Source organism: Arthrobacter sp. SD1074B (assembly GCF_056780195.1).
The window spans coordinates 1306191-1331516 of the sequence record NZ_JBRAZT010000001.1 but is presented as its reverse complement, the minus strand read 5'-3'; the positions used below and the strand labels follow the sequence as shown (position 1 = coordinate 1331516).

Genomic DNA, 25326 nt, shown 5'->3' with positions numbered 1-25326 from the left:
TGTTACTTGACCAGGCCGATCTGCGTCAGGGTGGTCTTGACCTTGGTGATGTCGTCGGTCAGGAAGGTCTTGAAGCCATCGCCGGCGAGGAACGCGTCGTCCCAGTTGTTCTTCTTCAGCGTGGACTTCCAGGCTTCGGACTCGTGCAGCTTGGTGACGAGTTCGGTCAGCTTGGTGCGCTGCGCATCATCGATCGAGCCGGGCGCCACGACACCGCGCCAGTTGGTCAGCACGACGTCGACCCCCTGGTCCTTGAGCGGCTTGACGCCGGGCAGCGCGGGAGCCTCGGCCTTGCCCGAGACGGCGAGCGCCCGGACCTTGCCGGCCTTGACCTGCTCGGCGTACTCGCCGACGCCGGAGATGCCGGCCTGGACCTTGTTGCCGAGCAGCGCCGCGAGGGATTCGCCGCCGCCGGAGTAGCCGATGTAGTTCAGCTTGTCCGGCTCGACGCCCTGGGACTTCAGGATCTGGCCGGCCAGGATGTGATCGGCTCCGCCGGCGGAGCCGCCGGTGATGGAAACGCCCTTGCCGTTGGCCTTGATGTCCGCCACGAGGTCCTGTACGGACTGGTACTTCGACGACGCCGGCACCACCAGCACCAGCGGCTCTTCGGTCAGGCGTGCGATCGGGGTGGTGTCTTCGAGCCGGGTCTTCGCGCCGTTGGTCTCCACGGCGCCGACCATGACGTAGCCCATCACCATGAGCGTGTTGGCGTCCTTTTCGGTGGCGAGCTTGGCAAGGCCGTTGGTTCCGCCGCCGCCGCCGATGTTGGTGACCTGGGCCGAGGAGACGAGCTTGTTGGATTGCAGGTCCGCCTGGATGGCGCGGCCGGTCTGGTCCCATCCGCCGCCGGGATTGGCGGGAACGATGATGCTGAGCTTCTTGATCGAGTCCGCGCTGGGCCCGGCAGCGGCGCCGCCGCCGGCACAGGCGGACATGGCGAGCACAAGGCCGGCTGCCCCGGCGGTGAGCGCGGCCCGGCGGGTGAAGTTGAGGTGGGACGACATTATCTCTCCTTGAACGAATGTGATGCACATCATTGGAATCACTTCCCCGACCCTAGGAGCGGGCACCGGCCGCGAACAGTATTCGGACGTAGAGGTAGTAGTGGTCATATTGGTCACGGCGGGAAGCCCGAATCCGTCCGGGCCGCGCGCCGCCAAATGGGACACTTGTGACATGGTTCACAGGATTCCGCTGCGCTTCCAGCTGGTCGCCCTCCAGCTCGCCATTGTCCTGGCCGTGCTCACGGTCGTGGGCGCCGTCACCATCCGGATGCAGGAACAGCAGCTTCGCGACGCCTACAAGGGACGCCTGATCGGCGTGGCCGAAAGCGTGGCGCGGCTGCCGTCCGTGGTCGACGCCTTCGGCACCGGATCCCCCGCGCAGACCATCCAGCCGATCGCCGAAGTCATCCGCCAGGCCTCGAACGTCACCTACGTGGTGGTGACGGACCGCAACGGCGTCCGGCAGTCCCACCCGAACCCGGAGGAGATCGGCAAGCACGTTTCCACCGACCCCTCGGTGCCCCTCTCCGGCGACATCTACGTGGGCACCCAGACAGGGACGCTCGGCGAGTCCTGGCGGGTGAAAGTCCCAATCTTTGACCGCGCCGGCACGGTGATCGGCTCCGCGTCGGTGGGGGTGCTGGAAAGTACCCTGGCGGCGGACCTGAATGAAGACCTCCCGCTCCTGTTCGGCTGGCTGCTCGGGGCCGCGCTGCTGAGTTCCCTGGGCGCCATGTACGTTTCAAAACTCGTCTGGCGCCGGATCTACAAACTCGAGCCCGAGGACATCGCCGCCCTGCTCGAAACCCGCGACGCCATGCTCCACGGCCTCGGTGAAGGCCTTGTGGCGGTCGACGCCGAAGGCAAGGTGGCGCTCGTGAACGACGAGGCCCGCCGGCTGCTCGGCGTCGGCGAGGAGATCACCGGATCGCTGGCGACGGCGTCGCTGGAACCGGGCATCCACCGCCTGCTCTCGGCTGGCTCCAGCACCGAGGAACTGGTGCTGTCCGGTGAGCGGATCCTGCTGGGCAAGGTCAACGCGGCCACCGTGGACGGGCGGGAAGTGGGCAAGGTCCTGATCCTGCGCGATCGGACGGAGCTGCACACCATGCTGCGCGACCGCGACGGCGCCCTGGACGTCACCCAGGCGCTCCGGGCACAGGCCCACGAGTTCGCCAACAAACTGCATGTGATTTCGGGCCTGCTGGAGTTGGGTGAGCAGTCGAAGGCGGTGGAGTACCTGGGCCGCAGCCACAGCGACGCGGCCTTCGTCAACCGGCCCCTCGCCCCGGGGATCACCGACGACGGCGTCCGCGCGCTGCTGATCGCGAAGTCCACGGTGTGCGCCGAGCGCGGCATCGACATCGTGGTGGCGGAAGACTCCGCCTGCTCACCCGATGGCACCGACGACGTCCTCACCGTGCTGGGCAACCTGATCGACAACGCCGTGGACGCCGCCGGTTACGACAGCACGATCGCCGTCGTCCTGGCCGAGGGCCCGGGAGGCCAGCGGACCCTGACCGTGGACGACGACGGGCCCGGGGTTCCGGAAGCGGACGGGGAGGCGGTATTCGAGGCCGGGGTGACCAGCAAGAAGCCGGACGGGATCAACACCCGCGGCCTTGGCCTGGCGCTGGTCCGGCGGGTGGCCCGGCGCCGGGAAGGCACCGCCACTGTCACCCGTTCGGAGCTCGGCGGCGCCTGCTTTACCGTTGTTTTCAGGACAGCGGGGCAACCGGCGGCCGGGCCCAACACGACAAAGGCGGTACTGGAACGACTATGAGCGGCATACGCACCCTCATCATTGACGATGACGTGGCAGTAGCGGGCATCCACCACGGCTTCCTGCTGGCCCGCGGCGGCTTCGACGTCGTCGGCACAGCCCACACCGGGCAGCAGGGCCTGGACCTCGCGGCCGAGCTGCTGCCGGAGCTGGTCCTGCTGGACATCCACCTGCCGGACATGTCCGGGCTGGACGTGCTCCAGGGGCTTCGCAACCGGCCGAGCCAGACCGTGGATGTTCTCGTCATTACGGCGTCGCGGGAACTGGAGACGGTGCGCTCGGCGATGGCCGGCGGTGTGCTGCACTACCTCGTCAAGCCTTTCACGTCGCAGGCCCTGAACGAGCGGCTGGACGGCTACGTCGCGCTGCGCGACGAGTTGGCCGCCGGGTCATCGGCCGGCCCGCTGGACCAGGAACGGATCGACCGGCTGGTGGCACCGCCCCGCCGGGCCGTGCAGGCGGACTCCGTCCCGGAGGGGCCCGGGGCACGCCGGGCGGGCGAGCCCGTAGCCAGGTTGCCCAAGGGGCTCTCGCGCCCCACCCTCGACGCGGTCATGGAGGCGTTGCAGGCCAGCCCGGGGGACGTTTCCGCGGCCGGCATGGCGCTGCGGCTGGGCCTGTCCAGGGTCAGCGCCCGCCGCTACCTGGAGTACCTGGTGGTCAACGGGTTTGCCCGCCTGACCCCGCGGTACGGAGCCGCCGGCCGGCCAGAGAACAGGTACCTGTGGCTCCACTGAGCCCGAGATGACACTTGGCGGCAGTGCCAGGGTAAAACACTGCCGCGACCTGCCTTCCCGCGAGGGCCGGGGTCAGGAGCGGGCCGCGCGGCGCAGCGTGGCCTCAGCGTGCCTGAGGATGGGCCCGTCGATCATCTTTCCCTGGTACTGGAACACCCCGGAGCCGGCGGCAGCGGCGGCCTCGAGCAGCTCGTTGGCCGCGGCGACCTCGGTCTCGGACGGGGCGTAGGCGTCGCGGACCACGGCGACCTGGTTCGGGTGGATGCAGGCCTTGGAGCCGAACCCGGAGGCAACGGCGTCCCGGGCCTCGGCGGCGAGGCCGTCCAGATCGGGGATATTGACATAGACGGAGTCGATCGCCTCCTTGCCGAACGCCCGGGCGGCCAGCAGCACGGTGGAGCGGGCGTGCAGTGCGACGGCGCGGTAGCCGCCGTCGTCGTCGCCCCGGCTGGAGGTGCCCCCCAGTGAAGCGAGCAGGTCCTCGGCGCCCCACATCAGGCCCACCACATTGGGCTCCGCGGCGATGGCTGCGGCGTTGACGATGCCGGCGGCCGTCTCGCACAACGCGATGACGCTGTAGCCCTCAAGCTCCTTGAGCTGGGCGGCACCTTCGGCCTTGGCGAGCATCACGTGCCGGTACGGGGTGTGCTTGAGGCAGTGCAGGTCCTTGTCGAACTCCTCCGTGCCGGCCGGGTTGATCCGGACGATCGTGCGGCTCGGGTCCAGCTCGGGGACGTCCCCGGCGGAGCCCAGCTGGGCGAGGATCGCGCCGCGGGCGCGTTGCTTGTCCGCGGGTGCGACGGCGTCCTCGAGGTCCACGATCACGGCGTCCGAGCGCTCGGCAGCCTTCTGGTAGCGCTCGGGGCGGTCGGCAGGGCAAAACAGCAGGGCGGGGCCCATCAGGAAACTCATGCTTCGATTGTCCCCTTTTCGGCGGTTCCGTGCCGCCCGGGTTCCTGGTGCCCGGGTTGCTGCTGAAGGGCATGCGCCTCCTGCGTCCACATCAGGCAGCTGCGGGTTGCCAGCGCCACGACGGCGCCGTCCTGGTTCCGGCCGGTGTGCTGCATGGTCACGATTCCCTGGCCGGGCCGGGAGGAGGAGAGCCGCTTACCGGTCACCACGGTCTCTGTGTACAGCGTGTCCCCGTGGTACAGCGGGTGCGGGAAGGACACGTCCGTCAGCCCCAGCTGCGCGATGATAGTGCCCTGGGTCAGCTGCGCGACGGACTGGCCCACCAGGGTCGCGAGGGTGAACATGGAGTTCACCAGCCGCTGGCCGAACGGCTGCCCGGCGCTCCAAGCCGCGTCCAGGTGCAGCGCCTGGGTGTTCATGGTCATGGTGGTGAAGAGGACGTTGTCCGTCTCCGTGACGGTCCGGCCCGGCCGGTGCGCGTAAACGACCTCCTCTTCGAGTTCGTCGAAGTAGAGGCCGCGCTGCTCGATGACCCGGCGGCTGCTTCCCGGCCCGGGCGTCGCATTCGTGGTCATACGGTGAGTTCCTGGTCTTCCTCGAAGAGTTCGGCGCCGGTGGCCGCGGCCACTTCCTCCGCGGTGACGTTGGGGGCCAGTTCCCGCAGCACGAGCCGGGAGCTGCCGCCGTCGGTCACCACGTCGATCACGGCCAGGTCGGTGATGATCCGGTCGACGCAGGCCTTGCCGGTGAGCGGCAGGGTGCAGCGCTCCACGATTTTCGGGTTGCCGTTGCGGTCCACATGCTCCATCATCACGATCACCTTCTTGGCCCCGAAGACCAGGTCCATTGCCCCGCCCATGCCCTTGACCATCTTGCCGGGAATCATCCAGTTGGCGAGGTCCCCGTTCTGTGCCACTTCCATGGCTCCGAGGACCGCCACGTCGACGTGGCCGCCGCGGATCATGCCGAAGGAGGCTGCGGAGTCGAAGAACGCGGCGCCCTTGTTGACAGTGACGGTTTCCTTGCCCGCGTTGATCAGGTCCGGGTCCACCTGGTCCTCGGCCGGGTACGGCCCGACGCCGAGGATGCCGTTCTCCGAGTGCAGCACCACTTCGACGCCGGCCGGAATGTAGTTGGGGATCAAGGTGGGCATCCCGATGCCGAGGTTGACGTACTGGCCGTTGTGCAGTTCCTGCGCCACCCGGGCGGCCAGCTCGTTGCGGGTCCAGCCCTTGCCGCCTTCACCGCCGGCGTGCCCGACGGCGGAGCGCCGGTATTCGTGGCGGACCGCTTCGGGCCGGGGCGGCGAGCCCTGCGAGTTGTTCGTCTCCACGGCTAGGCTCCTGGCTGCTCGGTGATGGTGGTGGACGTGGAAGCAGGTCCGGCGGCGGGCACGGCGACGGTGCGCTTTTCGATGCGTTTTTCCGCCTGCGGCGCGAGGACCACCCGCTGGACGAAGATCCCGGGGACGTGGACGTGCTCCGGGTCCAGCTCCCCCGGCTCCACGAGCTCCTCCACCTCGGCGATCGTGATCCTGCCGGCCATGGCGCAAAGCGGATTGAAGTTCATCGCGGTGGCGTGGAACACGAGGTTGCCGTGCCGGTCGCCCTTCCAGGCGTGCACCAGCCCGAAGTCCGGGGTCAGGGCCTCCTCCAGCACATAGTCGGTGCCGTGGAAGCTGCGGACCTCCTTGGCCGCGGAGGCGACCGCAACGTTCCCGTCGGCGTCGTATTTCTGCGGCAGGCCACCGTCGGAGACCTGGGTGCCGACGCCGGCGGGCGTGTAGAAGGCGGGAATGCCGGCCCCGCCGGCCCGCAGCTTCTCGGCCAGCGTGCCCTGCGGGGTGAGGACGACCTCGAGTTCCCCGGCCAGGTACTGGCGCGCGAATTCCTTGTTCTCCCCCACGTAGGAGCTGATGGTGCGGCGGATCCGGCCGTCCTTGAGCAGGATGCCGAGCCCCCAGTCGTCCACGCCGCAGTTGTTGCTCACAGTTTCCAAGTCTGCCGCACCGCCCTCGTGCAGGGCATCGATCAGGGCCACCGGGATGCCGCACAGCCCGAAACCGCCGACGGCGAGCGAGGCGCCGTCGTGGATGTCCGCGACGGCCTCGGCGGCGCTGGCAACAACTTTGTTGATCATCTGGGAATCCTTCCGGCCGGCTACAGTCCCAGTTCGCGGGCGATCAGCATCAGCTGGACCTCCGTGGTGCCCTCGCCGACTTCAAGGATCTTGGAGTCGCGGTAGTGGCGCGCCACGGTGAATTCGTTGATGAAGCCATAGCCGCCGAACACCTGGGTGGCGTCCCGCGCGTTGTCCATGGCTGCCTCGCCTGCGACCATCTTAGCGATGGCGGCCTGGGTCTTGAACGGCTTGCCGGCGAGCATCCGGGCGGCCGCGTCGTAGTAGGCCAGCCGGGCCGTGTGGGCGCGTGCTTCCATCCGGGCGATCTTGAACGCGATGGCCTGGTACTTGCCGATGTTTTGGCCGAAGGCGCTGCGCTCCTTGGCGTATTTGACGGCCTGGTCCACGCAGCCCTGAGCGGCACCCACTGCCAGCGCGGCGATCGCGATCCGGCCCTCGTCCAGGATGGAGAGGAAGTTCGCGTAGCCGCGGCCCCGGCTGCCGAGCAGGTTCGCTTCCGGAACGCGTACATCCGCAAGGGTCAGCGGGTGCGTGTCCGAAGCGTTCCAGCCGACCTTGTTGTAGGCCTTCTCCGCCGTGAAGCCGGGTGTGTTCGTGGGCACCAGGATGGTGGATATTTCCTTCTTGATGCTGCCGTCCGCGCGTTCCTCCTGGCCGGTCACCGCAGTGACCGTGACGAGCCTGGTGATGTCGGTGCCGGAGTTGGTGATGAACTCCTTGTTGCCGTTGATGACCCACTCCCCGCCTTCCAGGCGGGCGGTGGTCTTGGTGCCGCCGGCGTCGGAGCCGGCTTCCGGCTCGGTCAGGCCAAAGCCGGCGAGCGCCTTTCCGGAGGCCAGCAGCGGCAGCCATTCCTGCTTCTGCGCGTCGGTGCCGAAGCGGTGGATCGGCATGGCGCCAAGGGAGACGCCGGCCTCGAGGGTGATGGCGACCGACTGGTCCACGCGGCCGAGCTGTTCGAGCGCCAGGGCGAGGGCGAAGTAATCCCCGCCCATGCCGCCGACCTCTTCCGGGAACGGCAGGCCGAACAGGCCCATATCCGCCATCTGGGAGACGACGTCGTAGGGGAAGCTGTGCTCTTCGTCGTGCTTGGCGGAGACCGGGGCCACCACCTGGTCGGCGAATTCGCGGACGGTGTCGCTGAGGTCCTGGTAGTCCTCGCTGAGTTCAAAATCTGGCATGGTGGTGGCTCCTGTGTCTGGGGTGGCTGTGGTGAGGTGCTGAAGCGGTGGGGGTGCTAGTCCGCCGCGCCCATGGCGATGACGGCTTCTTCGATGGTGTCTTCGGCCTTTGAGGGTTCGGCGGGAACGGCGGGGTGGATGGTGGCGAGGACCTGGTCCGCCTTGACGAGATCTCCGGTGCCGGCGCTGATGTGGACGGTGCCGTCCAGCGGCGCCACGAGCTGGTGCTCCATCTTCATGGCCTCCACCGAGAGCAGGACCTGGCCGGCTGTCACGGTGTCGCCGTTTTCGACAGACACGGACACCACGGTGCCGGGCATCGGCGAGCGCACCGCCGGGTCGGCGGCGCCTTCTTCGCGTTCGACGGCGGCCAGCATCCGGGCGAGCCGGGCTTCGCGGCTGAGCACCTCGAGCCGGCAGGACCAGCCCCCGCTGCCAAGGAATATGTCGGTGGGTGCCGGGCTGTCGGGCCCCGGGCGGTGGGGTCCGGCGGACACCTGTGCGAGTGAGAACCGTCGGGATTCGCCGCCGAGGGTGACCTCGGCCTGATTGCGCCGGGCGGAGCCGAACGAGACCGGGCGTCGAGGACCGCCATTGACTGCCACCTCCGCACTCCCCTGCGCCAACGAGCCAAATACCTCAACCGTGGCGATACCGCCGTCGGGCATGCCCAGGCTGATCCGGCGCGGGGCTGCTGCGCCGAGCCTCCAGCCGTCACGCAGCTGCCATGGTCCTTTTCCGGCTTCCTGCGGTTCAGTTTCCTGCATCGCGGCGGTGAAGACGGCGGCAGCGGCCACCTCGAAGTCGCCCGCATGCCGGAACGTGAACTCGGGCATCTTGCGTTCGATCAGGCCGGTGTCGAGCCGCCCGGCGCGGACATCGGCGTCATTGATCAGCAGCCGCAGGTACTCGACGTTGGTGTCGATGCCCAGCGCGGTGTACCCGGCGAGCGCCCGGTCCAGGGTGTCCAGGGCCTCCGCCCGGTCCTCGCCCCACGCGATGACCTTGGAGACCATCGGGTCGTAGCTGCTGGAGATTTGGAGGCCCTCCAGCAGGGCCGAGTCGACACGGACGCGGCCCGCTGCGGTGTCCGGCATTTCGTCCAGCAGCACGACCCGTCCGATGGAGGGGAGGAAGTTCTTCTCCGGTACCTCGGCGTACACCCGGGCCTCCACCGCGTGTCCGGTGAGCGCGACGTCGTCCTGGCGGACGGTGAGTTCTTCGCCGGCGGCGATCCGGACCTGCCATTCGACCAGGTCGACGCCGGTGACCATCTCGGTGACCGGGTGCTCGACCTGCAGGCGGGTGTTCATCTCCATAAAGAAGAACTTGTCCGGGGCGTTGTCCGAGACGAGGAACTCCACGGTTCCGGCGCCGCTGTACTTGACGCTGCGCGCGGCCTGGCAGGCGGCCTCGCCTATCCGGGCCCGGATCTCCGCGCCGTCGGGCAGGGACTCCAGCAGCGGCGAGGGGGCTTCCTCGATGACCTTCTGGTGGCGGCGCTGCAGCGAGCACTCGCGCTCACCCAGGTGGATGACGTTGCCGTGGTTGTCCGCGAGGACCTGGACCTCGATGTGCCGGGGCGTGGTGACGAGCCGTTCCAGGAAGAGGGTGTCGTCACCGAACGCACTGGCCGCGACCCGGCGGGCGGTGGCCAGGGTCGCTTCCAGGTCCTCGGGGCGTTCGACGATGTGCATGCCCTTCCCGCCGCCGCCGGCGGAGGGCTTGATCAGCAGCGGGAAGCCGACGCCGGCCGCTGCCTGGATCAGCTGCGCGTCGCTCATGCCGGGTTCCGCGATACCCGGCACGACCGGGACGCCGTAGCCGGTGACGTGGTTCTTGGAGCGGATCTTGTCGCCCATGACGTTCAGGGATTCGACGCCGGGGCCAATGAAGGTGATCCCCGCCTTTTCCAGGGCGCGGGCGAAGTCGACGTTTTCGCTCAGGAAACCGTACCCGGGGTGCACGGCTTCGGCGCCGGTGTCGCGGCAGGCCCGGATGATGGCGTCGATCTTGAGGTAGCTCTCGGTCGCGGCCGCGGGGCCGATCCTGACGGCGACGTCGGCCTCGCGCACATGGCGGGCGTCGGCGTCGGCGTCGGAATAGACGGCGACGGAACGGATGCCGAGGGCGCGCAGGGTGCGGATCACGCGGCAGGCGATCTCGCCGCGGTTGGCGACCAGGACGGTGCGGAACAACGGCTTGGAGGGTGCTGCAGGAGCAGTAGTCGAGGAAGAAGGAATCATGGGTGGCTCACATCCGGAACAGGCCGAAGGAGGTCTCCGGCAGCGGGGTGCGGGAGACGACGTCGAGCGCCAGCCCCAGAACGGTGCGGGTGTCCGCGGGGTCGATCACGCCGTCGTCCCAGAGGCGGGCGGTGGAGTAGTAGGGGCTGCCCTGGTCCTCATATTGCTGCTTGATGGGGGCCTTGAAGGCTTCCTCGTCCGCGGCGGACCACTCCTCGCCGCGGGCCTCGTACTGGTCCCGCTTCACCGTGGCGAGCACGCTGGAGGCCTGGTTGCCGCCCATCACCGAGATCCGGGAGGCCGGCCACATCCAGAGAAAGCGCGGCGAATAGGCCCGGCCGCACATCGAGTAGTTCCCCGCGCCGAAGGACCCGCCGATCACCACGGTCAGCTTGGGCACGCGGGCGGTGGCGACGGCAGTGACCATCTTGGCGCCGTTCTTGGCGATGCCGCCCTGCTCGTAGTCCTTACCGACCATAAAGCCGGAGAGGTTCTGCAGGAAGATCAGCGGAATGCCGCGCTGGTCGCAGAGTTCAATGAAGTGCGCGCCCTTGAGCGAGGACTCGCTGAACAGCACGCCGTTGTTCGCCACGATGCCCACGGGGTGGCCGTGCAGCGTCGCGAAGCCGGTGACCAGGGTGGTCCCGTAGTTCTTCTTGAACTCATGGAAGCGGCTGCCGTCCACCAGCCGGGCGATGACCTCGCGGACGTCGTACTGGGCGTTGACGTCGGTGGGCACCGCTCCGTACAGCTCGTCCGGGTCGGCCAGGGGTTCGACGGCGGTGTCCACGTCCCAGACGGGGGCTGCCGGCTTCGGCAGGGTGGAGACGATGTCCCGGACAATCTGCAGGGCGTGTTCATCGTTCTCGGCGAGGTGGTCGGTGACGCCGGAGATCCTGGAGTGCACGTCCCCGCCGCCGAGTTCCTCGGCCGTGACGATCTCGCCGATCGCGGCCTTCACCAGGGGCGGCCCGCCGAGGAAGATGGTGCCCTGGTTGCGGACGATCACGGTCTCGTCGCTCATCGCGGGAACGTAGGCGCCGCCGGCGGTGCAGGAGCCCATCACCGAGGCGATCTGCGGGATCTTGGCTGCGGACATCCTGGCCTGGTTGAAGAAGATCCGGCCGAAGTGCTCCTTGTCCGGGAAGACCTCGTCCTGCTTTGGCAGGAAGGCGCCGCCGGAGTCCACGAGGTAGATGCAGGGCAGCCGGTTCTCCAGCGCGATTTCCTGCGCCCGGAGGTGCTTCTTCACCGTCATCGGATAGTAGGTGCCGCCCTTGACGGTGGCGTCGTTGGAGATGACCAGGACCTGGCGGCCGTGGACCAGGCCGATCCCGGCAATCACCCCGGCGCCCGGCGAGTCGCCGTCGTACATGCCCTCGGCCGCCAATGGGGCGATCTCCAGGAAGGGGCTGCCGTCGTCGAGCAGCCGGTCGATGCGCTCGCGCGGCAGCAGCTTGCCGCGGGCGACGTGGCGTTCCCGGGACTTCGCCGGGCCGCCCAGCGCCGCGGCGGCGAGGCGTTCTTTCAGCTCCCGGGCCAGCCGGAGCTGCGCCTCGCGGTTCGCCGCGAAGCCGGGGCTGCCGGCATCCACCTGGCTGGCGATTGTCTCCATTGACTGTTTCCGTCCTCGGTCCGTAGCGCCGGCGCACGCCCTGACGGGGAGCCCGGCCATTTCGGTTAGTACCGCATAACTGAGATTTAGGTTAGTCTCTATTAACTGTGATGTCCAACACAGGACAGCGTCAGCACGGGACATTCGAAAAGAGGGACGCGCCGGTGACCGAGTCCAGCCAGACAACCCAGCGAAGCCAGGCCAAGGAGAACCGCCGCAAAGCGCTGCTTACTGCGGCCGCCGCCCTCTTCGCCGCCGAGGGTTTCAACCGTGTCTCGCTGGAGGACCTGGGTGCCGCCGCTGGCGTCAGCGGCCCCGCCGTTTACCGCCACTTCGCCGGCAAGCAGGCCGTCCTGGGCGCCCTGCTGCTCAGCGTCAGCCAGGACCTGCTGGAAGGCGGCCGCAACGTGGTGGAAGGGTCCGACGGCGCCGCAGCGGCCCTCGCTGGCCTGGTCGAGTTCCACGTGGACTTTGCCCTGAGCAACCCGGATGTCATCCGGGTCCAGGACCAGGACTTCAGCAACCTTGAGGCCGAGGACGAGGCCGAGGTCCGCACCCTCCAGCGCAACTATGTGGAGCTCTGGGTGGACGTCCTGGCCGGGGTGCATCCGGACACCGATCCGGCCGAGTTGCGGATGCGCGCACACGCCACCTTCGGCCTGATCAACTCCACGCCGCACTCGGTGCGGAACCACGGCCGCCGGATGGCCCTCAAGCGGGCCCGGCCGCTGCTCGAAAGCATGGCCCGGGCCGCCCTGATGGCACCGGCGGCTCCCCCGCCCCTCGGCTGACGGCCTGGCACCTGCCCGTCCGCGGCTCACACCCGCGGCGCTCCGGGGGCACTTTGGCGCGGACACGCCGACCCCCAGCGCCCCGGCGTCGAATATTGGTACCAAAGTGCCCCCGGACGGCAGACGGCCGGGTACCCACAACGTGGATGCCCGGCCTTCTCTCCGCCGGCTAAACCATGGCCAGCGCCATTCCGGGGTCGGCGAGGATGGCGCCCAGGTCCTGCAGGAAGCGGGAGCCCTGTTCGCCGTCGACCAGCCGGTGGTCGAAGGACAGGCTCAGCGTCATGACCTGGCGCAGCGCCACTTCGTCCTGGTATTCCCACGGCATCTTCCGCACCGCGCCGAGCGCCAGGATGGCGGCCTCGCCCGGGTTGAGGATGGGCGTGCCGGCGTCGATGCCGAAGACGCCGATGTTTGTGATGGACATGGTCCCGCCGGAAAGGTCCGCCGGGGCCGTCTTGCCCGCCCGCGCGGTCTCGGTGAGCTCCGTCAGCGCCGTGGACAGCTGCAAAAGGGACATCCGGTCCGCGTCCTTGATGTTCGGCACGGTCAGCCCCCGCGGCGTGGCGGCCGCGATGCCGAGGTTGACGTAGTTGAACTGGACGATCTCCTGGTTGGCCTCGTCCCACCGGGCGTTGAGCGTCGGGTGGTTGCGCAGCGCGATCAGCACGGCCTTGGACACCAGCGTCAGCGGCGTCAGCTTATAGCCGGCAAAGGGGCGGCTGGCCCTGAGCCGGCCCAGCAGTTCCATGGTGGGTGTGACATCGAGGGTCAGGAACTCGGTGACGTGCGGCGCCGTGAAGGCGCTGGACACCATGGCCGCCGCGGTGAACTTCCGCACGCCCTTGATCGGGGTCCGGGTTTCCCGCCCGCCCTGCGCGGGTGCCGGTGCAAAGGTCTGGCCGCCGGCCAGTTCCTGGGGTGCCACCGGGAGGTCGCCGCCGCCAACGAAGTTCCGCACGTCGTCGCGGGTGATGAGCCCGCGCTCCCCTGTTCCGGTGATGGCCGCGAGGTCAACGCCGAGGTCCTTGGCCAGTTTGCGCACCGGCGGCGTGGAGCGCGGACGCTCGGCCGGATGGGCGACGGCGGACTTTGGGGCAGCCGGGGTCTCGGCCGGAACGGTCGCCGGAGCCGGAGCCGGGGCATGCTCGACGACGGGCGCGACTGCCGCTGCCTCGGCCGGAGCCGGGGCAGTCGCAGCGGCGAAGCTGCGGGCGCGGCGGGCCGGACGGCCGGAGCCTTCCAGCACCGCGCCGTAGCCGACCAGGTTCGGTTCCCGCTTCGCGGGGGGTTCACCGGAATCAGCGGCGCCGGCGTCGCCCTCGATCTCGAAGGAAACGATCGGCTTGCCGACCTCCACCACGGTGCCCGGCTGCTCATGCAGCGCCGTCACGACGCCGGCGAACGGCGAGGGCAGTTCGACGACGGCCTTGGCGGTTTCCACCTCGGCGATGATCTGGTTGAGCGTAACGGTGTCCCCGACGCCGACCTTCCAGGCGACGATTTCTGATTCCGTCAGGCCTTCGCCGAGGTCCGGGAGCCGGAATTCCTTGATCATGGTGGCGCTCATCCTTCCAGCCCGCTCAGGGAGTTGGGGCGGCCCAGGGCCCGGTCGACGCCGTCGAGGATCCTGTCCAGGCCCGGCAGGTGGTGCATTTCAAGCTTTGAGTACGGGTACGGAACGTCGAAGCCGGTCACCCGGACGGGGGCGGCTTCAAGGTGGTAGAAGCAGCGCTCGGTGATGCTGGCGGCCACCTCGGCGCCGAGGCCGCCGGACTGGCTGGCTTCGTGCGTGATGACCAGCCGGCCGGTCTTCCGGACCGAGGCCTCCAGGGTCGCGAAGTCCAGCGGGGCCAGCGAGCGCAGGTCGATCACCTCGACGGAGACGCCTTCATCCGCGGCAGCGAGCGCGGCGTCGCGGGCGGTCTTCACCAGCGGACCGTAGGCGACCAGCGTCACGTCGGTGCCCTCCGTGACCACGCGCGCCTTCTCCATGGACAGGGCGGCGGCGAGGTCGAGCGACTCGTCGACTTCGCCCTTGTCGTGGTAGCGGCGCTTGGGCTCGAAGTAGAGCACCGGATCGTCCGAGGCGATGGCCTGCTGGATCATGGTGTGGGCGTCCTGCGGGTTGGACACGCTGACCACGCGCAGGCCCGAGGTGTGGGTGAAGTAGGCCTCAGGCGATTCGGAGTGGTGTTCCGGTGAGCCGATACCGCCGCCGAAGGGGACGCGGATGGTGATGGGCATCGTCACCGCGCCCTGCGTGCGGTAGTGCATCTTGGCGACCTGGCTGACGATCTGGTCGAACGCCGGGTAGATGAAGCCGTCGAACTGGATCTCCACCACCGGGCGGTAGCCGCGGTAGGCGAGGCCGACTGCGGTGCCGAGGATGCCGGATTCGGCGAGCGGGGTGTCCACCACGCGGTGCTTTCCGAAGTCTTTTTGCAGGCCGTCGGTGACGCGGAAGACACCGCCGAGGGTGCCGATGTCCTCGCCCATCAGGATCACCTTGGGATCGTTTTCCAGGGACTTGCGCAGGCCCGAATTAATGGCTCGGGCAAAGGTCATCTGCGTCATCAGCGTGCACCTTCTTCGGAAGCGGCCTCTGCGGGATCGCCGAAGGAAGCCAGGTAACGGGCGTAGTGGTCCTGCTGGCGCTCCAGCGAGGAGTTGGGCGTGCTGTAGACGTGCTTGAAGATGTCCAGCGGCTGCGGTTCGGGCATGTTAATCGTGCCGGAACGCAGTTCCTTGGCCACGGCGTCGGCCGTGGCGGCGACGGCGGCTTCCAGCTCTGCGGTCAGCAGCCCCTTGCGGTCCAGCAGGGTCTTGAGCCTGGCGATCGGGTCTTTCGCGGCCCAGTCCTCGAGTTCGTTGGCATCCCGGTAGCGGGTGGGGTCGTCCGCCGTCGTGTGCGGGCCCATCCGGTAGGTGACGGCCTCGATGAAGGTGGGTCCGCCGCCGTGGCGGGCCCGGTCGATGGCGATCCGGGTGGCGGCCATGACGGCCAGCACGTCGTTGCCGTCCACGCGCATGCTCGGAATGCCGAAGCCGGAGGCGCGGTCCGCGATCTGGATGTGGGACTGCAGCATCACGGGCTCGGAGATGGCCCAGTGGTTGTTCTGGCAGATGAACACCACCGGCGCCTGGAAACTCGCCGCGAAGACCATGGCTTCGTTGACGTCACCTTCGCTGGTGGCACCGTCCCCGAAGTAGGCCACGGCCACCGAGTCGGCACCGTCGTTCTGGATTCCCATCGCGTACCCGGTGGCGTGCAGCGACTGGGCGCCGATGATGATCTGCTGCGTCGCCACGTTCACCGTGTAGGGATCCCAGCCGGCCAGGGCGTTGCCGCGCCAGGCTTTCACGAGGTCCGCGGGCCGTACCCCGCGGCAGAAGGCGACGCCGTTGTCCCGGTAGCTGGGAAAAACGAAGTCGTCGTCGCGGAGCGCGCGCGCCGAGCCGATCTGGGACGCTTCCTGCCCCAACAGCGGGGGCCAGAGGGCGAGTTCGCCCTGGCGCTGCAGGGCGGTGGCCTCGGCGTCGATCCGGCGGATGGCGACCATGTCCTCGTAGAGCGAGGCGAGCTGTTCGTCGCTGACGTCCTGGACCCAGGAGTCGAACTCCGGATGGCTTATGCGTTCACCCCCCGGGGTGATGAGCTGGACGAGATCGCCGCCCGAGCGCCTGTTTGATTCTGCACTGTTCCCGGGGCCGCCGGCGGCAATGCCGCCCTTGCCCGCGTCGTCGGTAAACACAGTTTGTCCGCAACCTTCTGACGTCGTCTGACCCTGCCCGCGGGACTCGTGATCCCTACGCGCGACGGCCACCCGGGCGCCGTTGCCCCGGATAATTGTGACCCTACTCACAACTGCCATTGGGTACAACCACTAGCTATAAAGTTGAGCATTCTGCCCTGCCGCTGGTTCTGTGACCGTGCTAACGTTGCGCATTATGCAAGCTTTGGATGGCACTGACACCCGCCTGCTCTCGGCCATGGCGCGGGATCCCCGCCGCACCGTGGTGGCCCTGGCGCAGAAGCTGGGCCTGTCCCGCAATACGGTGCAGGCCCGGATGGCCCAGCTGGAGAAAAAGCACGTCTTCCTCTCCTTCGAACGCCGGATCAACCCGGCCGCCCTCGGCTATCCCCTGATGGCCTTCATCTCCGTCCACGTCCAGCAGCAGAAGCTGGGCCAGCTGGCGGTGGAACTGGCCGGTATCCCGGAGATCCTGGAGGGCTACGGCCTCACCGGTTCGGCCGACCTGCTGCTCCGCGTGGTCGCCCTCGACGCCGAGGACCTGTTCCGGATCAACGGCAAGATCCTTGCCTGCGACGGGGTGGACCGCACCGACACCGCGCTGGCCATGGGCGAACTGATCCCGTTCCGGATCCAGCCGCTGCTCGAACGAGGCCCCTCGGATTCCTGAGCAGCTGACCCGGCGACGCGGGAACCCCGGGTACACACAAGGAACCCCCGTGCTGATGCACAGGGGTTCCTCTTCATTGCGGCCGACCGGGCCGGCAGGATTTTCTTTCCCTGCTGGCGCGGGCGGTTAGTGGTTGGTGGCCTTTTCGGCGCCCACCCCGGTCAGGGAGCGGACCTCCATCTCGGCCTGCTTCGTGGTGTCTTCGAGCTTCTTGTCCAGGACCGTGCCCAGCCAGCCCAGGAAGAAGGCGAGCGGGATGGAGACGATGCCGGGGTTGCTCAGCGGGAAGATCGCGAAGTTGGCTCCCGGGATCATCGACGTCTTGGCGCCGGAGACCACCGGGGAGAGCGCGATCAGGAGGATGGCGGAGCCGAGGCCGCCGTACATGCTCCAGATTGCGCCCTGGGTGGTGAACTTCCGCCAGAACAGCGAGTAGATGATGGTCGGAAGGTTGGCCGAGGCCGCCACCGCGAACGCCAGCGCAACGAGGAACGCGACGTTCTGGCCATTGGCGAAGATACCGCCGATGATCGCGAGGATCCCGATCACGACGACCGTGCGGCGGGCAACCTTGACCTCGGTGTTGGCGTCTGCCTTGCCCTTCGCGATGACGCTTGCGTAGATGTCATGAGCGAAGGACGCCGCCGCGGTGATGGTGAGGCCGGCGACCACGGCCAGGATGGTAGCGAACGCCACCGCCGAGATGAAGCCAAGCAGCAGCGGACCGCCCAAGTGGAAGGCCAGCAGCGGCGCCGCCGAGTTGACCCCGCCCGGAGCTCCCTTGATCGTGTCGGCACCAACGAGCGCCGCGGCGCCGTAGCCCAGGACCAGGGTGAACAGGTAGAAGATGCCGATCAGCCAGATGGACCACACCACGGATTTGCGGGCTTCCTTGGCGGTCGGAACCGTGTAGAAGCGCATCAGCACGTGCGGCAGTGCCGCCGTGCCGAGGACGAGCGCCAGGCCCAGGGACATGAAGTCGAGCTTCGAGGTCTCGGTCTTGCCATACTGCAGGCCCGGGTTCAAGATGCTCGGGTTTTTGGAGGTTTCCACCGCGCCGCCGAGCAGATCGGAGAGGTTGAAGCCGTAGATGGCCAGGACCCAGAAGGTCATCACGGCCGCGCCGGCAATGAGCAGCATGGCCTTGATGATCTGGACCCAGGTGGTGCCCTTCATGCCGCCGATCAGTACATACATGATCATCAGTGCGCCGACGACGATGATCACCAGCGCCTGTCCGCCCCAGTCGCTGATGCCCAGCAGCAGCGAGATCAGGCTGCCGGCTCCCGCCATCTGGGCCAGCAGGTAGAAGAAGCAGACGGCCAGAGTCGAGATGGCCGCGGCGATGCGCACGGGACGCTGCTTGAGCCGGAAGGACAGCACGTCGGCCATGGTGAACTTGCCCGTGTTGCGGAGCAGCTCGGCCACCAGGAGCAGCGCGACGAGCCAGGCCACAAGGAAGCCGATGGAGTACATGAAGCCGTCGTAGCCGTTAATGGCGATGGCCCCGGTGATGCCGAGGAAGGAAGCAGCGGAGAGGTAGTCGCCGGCGATCGCGGTACCGTTTTGCGGGCCGGTGAAGGAACGGCCGGCGGCGTAGTAGTCCGCCGCGGTCTTATTGTTTCGGCTGGCCCTGATGACGATCACCATGGTGATCGCGACGAACAAGGCGAAGATGCCCATGTTCAGTGCGGTGGTGTCCTTGAGATCCGCAACGTTGACTGCGGGAACCATAAAACTCATTTTGTTTCTCCGCTCACTCGGTTGCCGTGCTTGTCGAACTCGTGGCCTTCGATTCCGTGGCGGATGTCGGAGGCGATCGGGTCCAGTTTCCGGTTCGAGTAGCTGACGTACCAGCCCGTGATGGCGAACGTGGTGACGAACTGCAGCAGGCCCAGGATCAGGCCGATATTGATGTTGCCCCAGACTTTCGTGGACATGAAGCCCACCGCGTAGTCGGCCAGCAGGACGTAGGCGAAGTACCACAGCAGGAATGCGATGGCCATCGGAAAGACAAAGCTGCGGTGACGTTTGCGCAGTTCCTGGAACTGCTCCGTGGATTGGACTTCCTTGAAGTCCACGAACGCCGGTGCGTCCGTTTCTTGGGCTTCGTGACCCATCGTTCCTCCTCATTGAGACTGGCGAGCCACCGCCGGTTACCCGGGCTCCGGTAAGCATGCGTCCGGCACGTGTGACTGCAATCACTGTGCACCGTGATGCGTGTTACATTCCACCACCGCCGTGTTTCCTGTCGCTCAACGGTGGAAATGCTGCGCCCAACGGCACCGTGCGGCCGTTCGCCGCGGCTGCCCCGCCGACGACGGGCCGCCGACGGGCGGGCCGCCGCGCTACGCTGGCAGCATGCCGGACTCTCCCCTGTTCACCGCCGCGGCCATCGCCCTGATTGCCCTGGCGATCGCCGTCGTCGTGGCCGTTGGCCTGAAGGTCCTGCGCTCCTTCCGCGAGCTGGGGACCGACGTGGAACGCGCCACGTACAAGACGCTGCACGCCGCTTCGCGCGCCGGCCAGTATCTGCGCACCGGGCTAAACCCGGCCGGCGCGGCCAAGGCCAGCCGCCAGCTCCGCAGCCTGCTGGGCTGTGACGCCCTGGCGATCACCGACACCACCGGCGTGCTGGCGTGGGACGGGGCCGCGGAAGAGCTGAAACCGGCCCTGATGGGCCTTGCCGCCAAGGTGCTGGAGGGCGGCCATACCGCCGTGATCCCGGCGGGCGAGCTGCAGCTGCTCGCCAACGGAAAGGCAGCCGGGCCGCTGGTTGCGGGGACGGAGCGGGCCGTGGTGATCGCCCCGATCAAGGCCAGCACCCGGGTGGTGGGAGTGGTGGCGGCCTTCGCCCCGGCGGCCGGCGCCGGACTGGTCCGGGCCACCAGCGAGGTTGCCGACTGGGTGGCGACGCAGGTGGAACTGGCCGAGCTCGATGCCTCCCGGACGCTGCTGATGGAGGCCGAAGTCCGTGCGCTGCGGGCGCAGATCAGCCCGCACTTCATCTACAACTCGCTGAATGCGATCGCCTCGTTCATCAACACCGACCCGGTCCGGGCCCGTGAACTGGTGGTGGAGTTCGCCGACTTCACCCGCTACTCCTTCCGCCGGCACGGCGACTTCACCACCCTGGCCGAGGAACTGCGCTGCATTGACCGCTACCTGCTCCTGGAGCGCGCGCGCTTCGGCGACCGGGTCCAGGTGAGCCTGCGGATCGCCCCGGAGGTGCTCAGCACCGTCATCCCGTTCCTGAGCCTGCAGCCGCTGGTGGAGAACGCGGTCCGGCACGGGCTGGAAGCCAAGGAGGGGCCGGGGCACATCAGCATCACTGCCAACGATTCCGGCGCCTTCGCCGAGGTGACAATCGAGGACGACGGCGTCGGCATGGATCCGGAGAACCTCCGCGCCGTGCTGGCCGGGCACAGCGACGGCGAACACGTCGGCCTGCACAACGTCGATGCACGGCTGCGGCAGGTCTACGGCGAAGACAACGGCCTGGTCATCGAGACCGCTCCCGGCGAGGGCACCCTGATCACCATGCGGGTGCCCAAGTCACAGCCGCGGCACGACGCCTAAACCCGGTGCGGGGCCTGAACCCCGCGCGGCGCCTGGCGGGGCGCGCCGGGCCGCACAGTGGCCCCCTCGCCGCCGATTTCTGGCGCGGCAGTACGCTAGAACCATGATTAACGTCCTCGTCGCCGATGACGAGCTGCCCGCTGTCGAGGAGTTGGCCTTCCTGCTCGGCCGGGACGAACGGATCGGGGCCATCCACCGCGCGTCCTCCGGCGCAGAGGCGCTGCGCGCCCTGGAAGCCGAGGAGGTCGACGCCGTTTTCCTGGACATCCACATGCCGGCCCTCTCCGGGCTGGACATCGCCCGGGTCATCTCCCGCAGCGCCAAGCCGCCCGCCGTCGTCTTTGTCACCGCCGACGAGGACTGCGCGCTGGAAGCGTTCGAGCTGGCAGCCGTCGATTACCTGCTCAAGCCCGTCCGCGCCGAGCGGCTGGCCCGGTCGATCGGCCGGATCAGCGAGCTGATCCGCGAGGGCGCGCCGGCTCCGGAGATGATTACGGTGGATCTGGGCGGGACCACCAAGATGATCCGGCGCGACGACGTCACCTACGTCCAGGCGCAGGGCGACTACGCCCGGTTGCACACCGCGGACGCGAGCTACCTCATCCGCGTGCCGCTGGCGGACCTGGAACAGCAGTGGGCCGACGCCGGTTTCCTCCGCATCCACCGCTCCTACCTGATCGCCCTGAGCCACGTCAGCCACCTGAAGCTGGCTGCCGCCCGCCCCAGCGTGACCGTGGCGGGCGCGGAATTGCCGATTAGCCGCCGGCACCTGCCGCCGGTCCGGGAGAAGCTCGAGGCGACCCGGATCCGGCCGCAGGCATGACCCGGGTCCGTGTCACAGCACCGCGCAGCGTGGCCGCCGGACGTTCCGCCGCCGACACCCGCGAGGCTGCCGAGGAGTCCGACGCCGGGCAGGTGTTCGTCCGCTCACTGATCCGTTCCCAACTGCGGCTCGGCATTGTAGTGGCCGCCGGGTTCCTGCTGATCCTGCTCGCCTTCGCACTGATGCTCGGACTGGTGCCGGGCCTGGCCGAACTGCGGATCGCCGGGCTGCCCTTCGACTGGGTGTTGCTGGGCGCCGGGATCTACCCGGTGATCGGTCTGAGTGCCTGGCTGTACGTCCGGACGGCGGCTCGGAACGAATCCCGCTACCGTGACCTGGCCGGGGACAAGTGAGGCGCAGGTGAATCCTGTCGTCGGTGTCGCGGCCTTCGCGGCCGTCTCGCTGGCCACCGCGGTGATCGGTTTCTACGGGTTGCGGGTCTCGCGGACCACCGGCGACTTCTACGTCGCCTCCCGCACGGTGCGGCCTTGGTGGAACGCTTCGGCGATCGGCGGGGAGTACCTGTCGGCTGCCAGTTTCCTTGGCGTTGCCGGGCTCATCCTGCTCTCCGGCACCGACGCCCTGTGGTACCCGGTCGGCTACACAGCCGGGTACCTGATGCTGCTGTTGTTCGTCGCCGCCCCGCTGCGGCGTTCCGGCGCGTACACGATTCCCGATTTCACCGAGGCCCGGCTGGATTCCCGGGCGGTGCGCCGGGTCACGAGCTTCGTGGTGGTGGTGGTCGGTTGGCTCTACATCGTCCCGCAGCTCCACGGCGCGGCGCTGGCCATCCGGATCACCACCGGCCTGCCGGCCTGGGTGGGGCAGGTAGCGGTGGTCGCCGTCGTCTGTGTGACCGTGGTGTCCGGCGGGATGCGGTCCATCACCTTCGTCCAGGCGTTCCAGTACTGGCTGAAACTGACCGCACTGGCCATGCCTGCGCTGTTCATCCTGTTCGTCCTGGCGGGCACCGGGTCCCCCGCCGTCGCCGAGCCAGCCGTGAACCCGACGGCCCTGGCGCCGGCGGGCCCGTACCAGAACATCTCACTGCTGGTGGCGCTGCTGTTCGGGACGCTGGGGCTGCCGCACGTGCTGGTGCGTTTCTATACCAACCCGGACGGCCAGTCGGCGCGCCGCACCACGCTGATTGTGCTGGGACTGCTCTCGGTGTTCTACCTCTTCCCCACGGCGTACGGCCTGATTGGGCGGACGTTTGCCCCCGGCCTGGCGAAAAGCGGCCAGGCCGACGCCCTGGTGCTGCTGCTGCCGGGACGGATGGTCGGCGGCACCGCCGGGGACCTGCTCTCGGCCCTGGTGGTGGCAGGGGCCTTCGCGGCCTTCCTGTCGACCACCTCGGGCCTGGTGGTGTCACTGGCGGGAGTCATCAGCCAGGACGTCCTGGGTGGCAGCGTCCGCGGCTTCCGGCTCGCCGCCGTGATCTCGGCGGTAGTGCCGCTGGGAATTGCGACCATGACGGACTCCACGGCCCTGGCCGGGAGCGTGGGCCTGGTGTTCGCCTTTACGGCCTCGACCATCTGCCCGGTGCTGCTGCTGGGCATCTGGTGGCGGGGGCTGACTGACACCGGCGCCATCGCAGGGATGCTGACCGGGGCGGTGTTCTGCGGCGGTTCCATGATGGTCGGCGCGGTGCTGGGCGCCGCCGGCACACCGCCGTGGCTCGCGCAGCCGGCCGCGTGGACGGTGCCGGCCGCCTTCACGGTGATGGTGCTGGTGTCCCGGGCCACCCAGGGCCGCGTTCCGCGGACCATCACCCGGCTGATGACCAGGCTGCACACCCCCGAGCGGCCGCTCGCGACCGAACGGTGACGCTCCGTCGCCGAAGGCGCTGCGCGCCGGTATAGGGCGCGTCAGTCGATGGCGGCCATGAGTTCGACGACGCGGTCCAGGAACGCGTCGACCTGGTTTTCCTCGTAGCCTTCGCGTCCGACGGCGGGGCGGAAGACGGCGCGGCGGATGTTGTCCACGCTGAGCGGCTGGTCCTCTTCGAGGTAGCCGATCAGCTCGTGGCACAGCTCGTCGACGTCGGCGGTGTTGTAGCTGCGCACCTTTGCCTTGGCAGGGCGGCGGAAGCGTTCCCCGTCGGGGCGGTGCAGGCGGCCCCGGAGCAGGCCGGCGAGCCGGCCGATCTCCCGCAGCCAGGCCTCCTCGCCACGCTCCCCGATCAGTTCGTCGCGTTCCCGCCGGGCCAGGGCGTCCTCGAGTCGGTCCAGGGCGGCGTCCACACCGGCGGCCGCGTACCCGCCCTTAACCGGGTCGAAGGAGACGGCCCGGACGTCGGCGCTCTTGACCGACCGGCCCGCACCGTCCGGCGACTCGAACGACACCCGCGCGCGCTGCAGGAACTGGTCCACCTGCTTGGCGTTGTAGCCGTACTGGTTCCGCTCTACGCGGTCAAAGGAGGCCGGAATCTGCCGTTGAATGTCCACTGTAACTATGTTTCCTTCGATGCCGTTCGGCTCTGGTTGCGCCAACTTCAGGCGTAGTTGCCCGGCACCATTCTAGGCACCGAGGGGGCGGGGCGCTGCTTTAGCCGCCGGCGCCGGCGGAGAAGATCATGAAGGCCACCGGGGACGCGAACACGATGGAGTCCAGGCGGTCCATCACTCCCCCGTGGCCGGGAAGGATGCTGCTCATGTCCTTGATGCCGAGTTCGCGCTTGACCATGGATTCGGCCAGGTCGCCGGCGGTTGCCGCGGCGACCATGCCCACCGCGAGGGCGGCGCCGAACCACCAGGGTTCGCCCAGCACGTAGATGCTGGCGAGGATGCCGACCAGCACGGCGCCGGCGATCGATCCGCCGAAGCCCTCCCAGGATTTCTTCGGACTGATCTTCGGGGCCATCGGGTGTTTACCCAGGGAGGCACCCACGAGGTAGCCGAAGGTGTCGTTGGAGACCACCAGCAGCAGCAGGGTGCCGATCTGCCAGGCCCCGAGCGGCACCACGCCGCCGGGCCAGGGGCCGATCGGGGTGACGCCGCCGGAGGCATGCAGCGGCAGCACGGCGAAGCTGATCAGGAAAGGAACCCAGGCCATGGTGAAGACGCCGGCGAAGATGCTGCGGGCGGATCCGGCCGCGCCTTCCAGGGAGCGCCACAGCAGCACCGCGACGCTGCTGAGCAGCAGGGTAAACAGCAGGCTCTCTGGGCCGCCGAAGTAGGCCGCGGCCGGCATCGCCACGGTGCCCGTCATTGTGGGGATGATGGGCAGCCGGGTGCCGGAGGCCTCCAGCGCCCGGAACACCTCCCAGACGCCGAAAACGGCGAAGGCGGTGACGATCAGCACGAAGGCCAGGGGCAGGAACAGCAGGCCGCCGAGCACGGCGAAGAGCATGGCAAGGCCAACCGCCGTGGCGGCAGGAAGATTCCTGCCGGCTTTGGGCGTCGGGTTGTTCCGCTCTTTCCCCCGCACCCGGACACGCGGTCCGGGGGCCTGCTGTTCGTCCGCCATCAGACCTCGAGCAGCTCGGCTTCCTTGCGTTTGAGCAGCTCGTCAATGCCGTCGACGTGGGCCTTGGTGAGCGCGTCCAGTTCCTTTTCGCCGCGGGTTCCCTCATCCTCGCCGGCTTCGCCGTCCTTGACCAGCTTGTCCAGGGTTTCCTTGGCCTTGCGGCGGATGTTGCGGATGGACACCTTGGCGTCCTCGCCCTTGGCCTTGACGATCTTGACGTATTCCTTGCGGCGTTCCTTGGTCAGTTCCGGGATGGTGATCCGGATGACGTTGCCGTCGTTGGAGGGGTTCGCGCCGACCTCGGAGTCACTCAGGGCGCGTTCGATGTCCCGCAGTGCGGTCTTGTCGAACGGGGTGATGAGGATGGTGCGGGCGTCCGGCACAGCGAAAGAGGCCAGCTGCTGGAGCGGCGTCGGCGAACCGTAATAGTCCACCAGGACCTTGTTGTACAGGCCCGGGGTGGCACGTCCGGTGCGGATCGAGGCGAAGTCTTCCTTGGCTACCTCAACCGCCTTGTCCATCTTGTCCCCGGCTTCGAGCAAGGTTTCTTCGATCACGTTCTCTCCTCAGAAATTGGTGCGCACCCCATGACCCGGGGAACGGAACTGTCCTAAAAA

General features: G+C 68.3%; 24 protein-coding genes. 8 read left to right on the top strand and 16 right to left on the bottom strand.

Features of this window, described 5'->3' with window-relative positions:
* Positions 1-2: 2 nt before the first annotated feature.
* Positions 3-1007 (bottom strand): Bug family tripartite tricarboxylate transporter substrate binding protein, encoded by a 1005-nt coding sequence (locus ACUYM2_RS06170; protein WP_481599278.1) that lies wholly within the window; start codon positions 1005-1007, stop codon positions 3-5.
* A gap of 172 nt (positions 1008-1179) precedes the next feature.
* Between ACUYM2_RS06170 and ACUYM2_RS06165 the strand changes: the two genes are divergently transcribed.
* Positions 1180-2790, top strand: coding sequence for an ATP-binding protein (locus ACUYM2_RS06165; protein WP_481599277.1), 1611 nt, complete (start codon positions 1180-1182; stop codon positions 2788-2790).
* On the top strand, positions 2787-3527 hold the full coding sequence (locus ACUYM2_RS06160; protein WP_481599276.1) for a response regulator transcription factor: 741 nt from the start codon (positions 2787-2789) through the stop codon (positions 3525-3527). Before ACUYM2_RS06165 ends, ACUYM2_RS06160 begins: the two co-directional genes overlap by 4 nt.
* 72 nt (positions 3528-3599) lie before the next feature.
* Here the strand turns inward: ACUYM2_RS06160 and ACUYM2_RS06155 are convergent, their stop codons facing one another.
* Genes ACUYM2_RS06155 through ACUYM2_RS06125 form a run of 7 tightly spaced genes read right to left on the bottom strand, consistent with a single transcriptional unit; the run spans position 3600 to position 11623 of the window.
* Positions 3600-4439 (bottom strand): HpcH/HpaI aldolase/citrate lyase family protein, encoded by an 840-nt coding sequence (locus tag ACUYM2_RS06155; RefSeq protein WP_481599275.1) that lies wholly within the window; start codon positions 4437-4439, stop codon positions 3600-3602.
* The gene (locus ACUYM2_RS06150; protein WP_481599274.1) at positions 4436-5014 is read right to left on the bottom strand and encodes a MaoC family dehydratase; all 579 of its coding nucleotides are present in this window, start codon (positions 5012-5014) and stop codon (positions 4436-4438) included. The genes ACUYM2_RS06155 and ACUYM2_RS06150 overlap by 4 nt, the downstream gene beginning before the upstream one ends.
* Positions 5011-5772: a CoA transferase subunit B gene (locus tag ACUYM2_RS06145; protein ID WP_481599273.1), complete on the bottom strand. Its 762-nt coding sequence runs from the start codon at positions 5770-5772 to the stop codon at positions 5011-5013. The genes ACUYM2_RS06150 and ACUYM2_RS06145 overlap by 4 nt, the downstream gene beginning before the upstream one ends.
* Positions 5773-5774: 2 nt before the next feature.
* Positions 5775-6578 carry a CoA transferase subunit A gene (locus ACUYM2_RS06140; protein WP_481599272.1) on the bottom strand — a complete coding sequence of 268 codons (804 nt, stop codon included), beginning with the start codon at positions 6576-6578 and terminating at the stop codon, positions 5775-5777.
* A gap of 20 nt (positions 6579-6598) precedes the next feature.
* The gene (locus ACUYM2_RS06135; protein WP_481599271.1) at positions 6599-7762 is read right to left on the bottom strand and encodes an acyl-CoA dehydrogenase family protein; all 1164 of its coding nucleotides are present in this window, start codon (positions 7760-7762) and stop codon (positions 6599-6601) included.
* 56 nt (positions 7763-7818) lie between these two features.
* Positions 7819-10008, bottom strand: a complete 2190-nt coding sequence (locus ACUYM2_RS06130; RefSeq protein ID WP_481599270.1) for an acetyl/propionyl/methylcrotonyl-CoA carboxylase subunit alpha — start codon at positions 10006-10008, stop codon at positions 7819-7821.
* Between the two features lie 7 nt (positions 10009-10015).
* On the bottom strand, positions 10016-11623 hold the full coding sequence (locus tag ACUYM2_RS06125) for a carboxyl transferase domain-containing protein (RefSeq protein WP_481599269.1): 1608 nt from the start codon (positions 11621-11623) through the stop codon (positions 10016-10018).
* 110 nt (positions 11624-11733) lie between these two features.
* On the opposite strand from ACUYM2_RS06125, the gene ACUYM2_RS06120 reads away from it, so the two are divergent.
* Complete coding sequence (locus ACUYM2_RS06120) at positions 11734-12414, top strand: SACE_7040 family transcriptional regulator (protein WP_481599268.1); 681 nt, start codon at positions 11734-11736, stop codon at positions 12412-12414.
* A 169-nt stretch (positions 12415-12583) separates the two neighbouring features.
* Here ACUYM2_RS06120 and ACUYM2_RS06115 read toward each other — a convergent pair whose 3' ends face one another.
* Genes ACUYM2_RS06115 through pdhA form a run of 3 tightly spaced genes read right to left on the bottom strand, consistent with a single transcriptional unit; the run spans position 12584 to position 16169 of the window.
* On the bottom strand, positions 12584-13984 hold the full coding sequence (locus ACUYM2_RS06115; RefSeq protein ID WP_481599267.1) for a dihydrolipoamide acetyltransferase family protein: 1401 nt from the start codon (positions 13982-13984) through the stop codon (positions 12584-12586).
* The gene (locus ACUYM2_RS06110) at positions 13981-14991 is read right to left on the bottom strand and encodes an alpha-ketoacid dehydrogenase subunit beta (RefSeq protein WP_481599266.1); all 1011 of its coding nucleotides are present in this window, start codon (positions 14989-14991) and stop codon (positions 13981-13983) included. The genes ACUYM2_RS06115 and ACUYM2_RS06110 overlap by 4 nt, the downstream gene beginning before the upstream one ends.
* Entirely contained in the window at positions 14991-16169 is a 1179-nt protein-coding gene (pdhA, locus tag ACUYM2_RS06105; RefSeq protein ID WP_481599265.1) for a pyruvate dehydrogenase (acetyl-transferring) E1 component subunit alpha, read from the bottom strand. Before pdhA ends, ACUYM2_RS06110 begins: the two co-directional genes overlap by 1 nt.
* Before the next feature lie 196 nt (positions 16170-16365).
* Between pdhA and ACUYM2_RS06100 the strand changes: the two genes are divergently transcribed.
* Positions 16366-16839, top strand: a complete 474-nt coding sequence (locus ACUYM2_RS06100) for an Lrp/AsnC family transcriptional regulator (protein WP_481599264.1) — start codon at positions 16366-16368, stop codon at positions 16837-16839.
* 126 nt (positions 16840-16965) lie between these two features.
* Here ACUYM2_RS06100 and ACUYM2_RS06095 read toward each other — a convergent pair whose 3' ends face one another.
* Positions 16966-18582 (bottom strand): solute symporter family protein, encoded by a 1617-nt coding sequence (locus tag ACUYM2_RS06095; RefSeq protein ID WP_481599263.1) that lies wholly within the window; start codon positions 18580-18582, stop codon positions 16966-16968.
* Positions 18579-18959: a DUF485 domain-containing protein gene (locus ACUYM2_RS06090; protein ID WP_481599262.1), complete on the bottom strand. Its 381-nt coding sequence runs from the start codon at positions 18957-18959 to the stop codon at positions 18579-18581. The genes ACUYM2_RS06095 and ACUYM2_RS06090 overlap by 4 nt, the downstream gene beginning before the upstream one ends.
* A gap of 241 nt (positions 18960-19200) precedes the next feature.
* On the opposite strand from ACUYM2_RS06090, the gene ACUYM2_RS06085 reads away from it, so the two are divergent.
* From ACUYM2_RS06085 to ACUYM2_RS06070, 4 genes are all read left to right on the top strand, one after another.
* A complete protein-coding gene (locus tag ACUYM2_RS06085; RefSeq protein WP_481599261.1) occupies positions 19201-20418 on the top strand; it encodes a sensor histidine kinase in 1218 nt (405 codons plus the stop codon).
* Positions 20419-20521: 103 nt separating this feature from the next.
* Entirely contained in the window at positions 20522-21241 is a 720-nt protein-coding gene (locus tag ACUYM2_RS06080) for a LytR/AlgR family response regulator transcription factor (RefSeq protein ID WP_481599260.1), read from the top strand.
* Positions 21238-21594 carry a hypothetical protein gene (locus ACUYM2_RS06075; protein ID WP_481599259.1) on the top strand — a complete coding sequence of 119 codons (357 nt, stop codon included), beginning with the start codon at positions 21238-21240 and terminating at the stop codon, positions 21592-21594. Before ACUYM2_RS06080 ends, ACUYM2_RS06075 begins: the two co-directional genes overlap by 4 nt.
* A gap of 7 nt (positions 21595-21601) precedes the next feature.
* Positions 21602-23068 (top strand): sodium/solute symporter, encoded by a 1467-nt coding sequence (locus ACUYM2_RS06070; RefSeq protein ID WP_481599258.1) that lies wholly within the window; start codon positions 21602-21604, stop codon positions 23066-23068.
* 41 nt (positions 23069-23109) lie between these two features.
* Here ACUYM2_RS06070 and ACUYM2_RS06065 read toward each other — a convergent pair whose 3' ends face one another.
* The 3 genes from ACUYM2_RS06065 to frr form a co-directional block, all read right to left on the bottom strand.
* A complete protein-coding gene (locus tag ACUYM2_RS06065; RefSeq protein WP_481599257.1) occupies positions 23110-23688 on the bottom strand; it encodes a DivIVA domain-containing protein in 579 nt (192 codons plus the stop codon).
* Between the two features lie 100 nt (positions 23689-23788).
* The gene (locus ACUYM2_RS06060) at positions 23789-24709 is read right to left on the bottom strand and encodes a phosphatidate cytidylyltransferase (protein WP_481599256.1); all 921 of its coding nucleotides are present in this window, start codon (positions 24707-24709) and stop codon (positions 23789-23791) included.
* On the bottom strand, positions 24709-25266 hold the full coding sequence (gene frr / locus ACUYM2_RS06055) for a ribosome recycling factor (protein ID WP_346959260.1): 558 nt from the start codon (positions 25264-25266) through the stop codon (positions 24709-24711). The genes ACUYM2_RS06060 and frr overlap by 1 nt, the downstream gene beginning before the upstream one ends.
* Positions 25267-25326 lie beyond the last annotated feature (60 nt).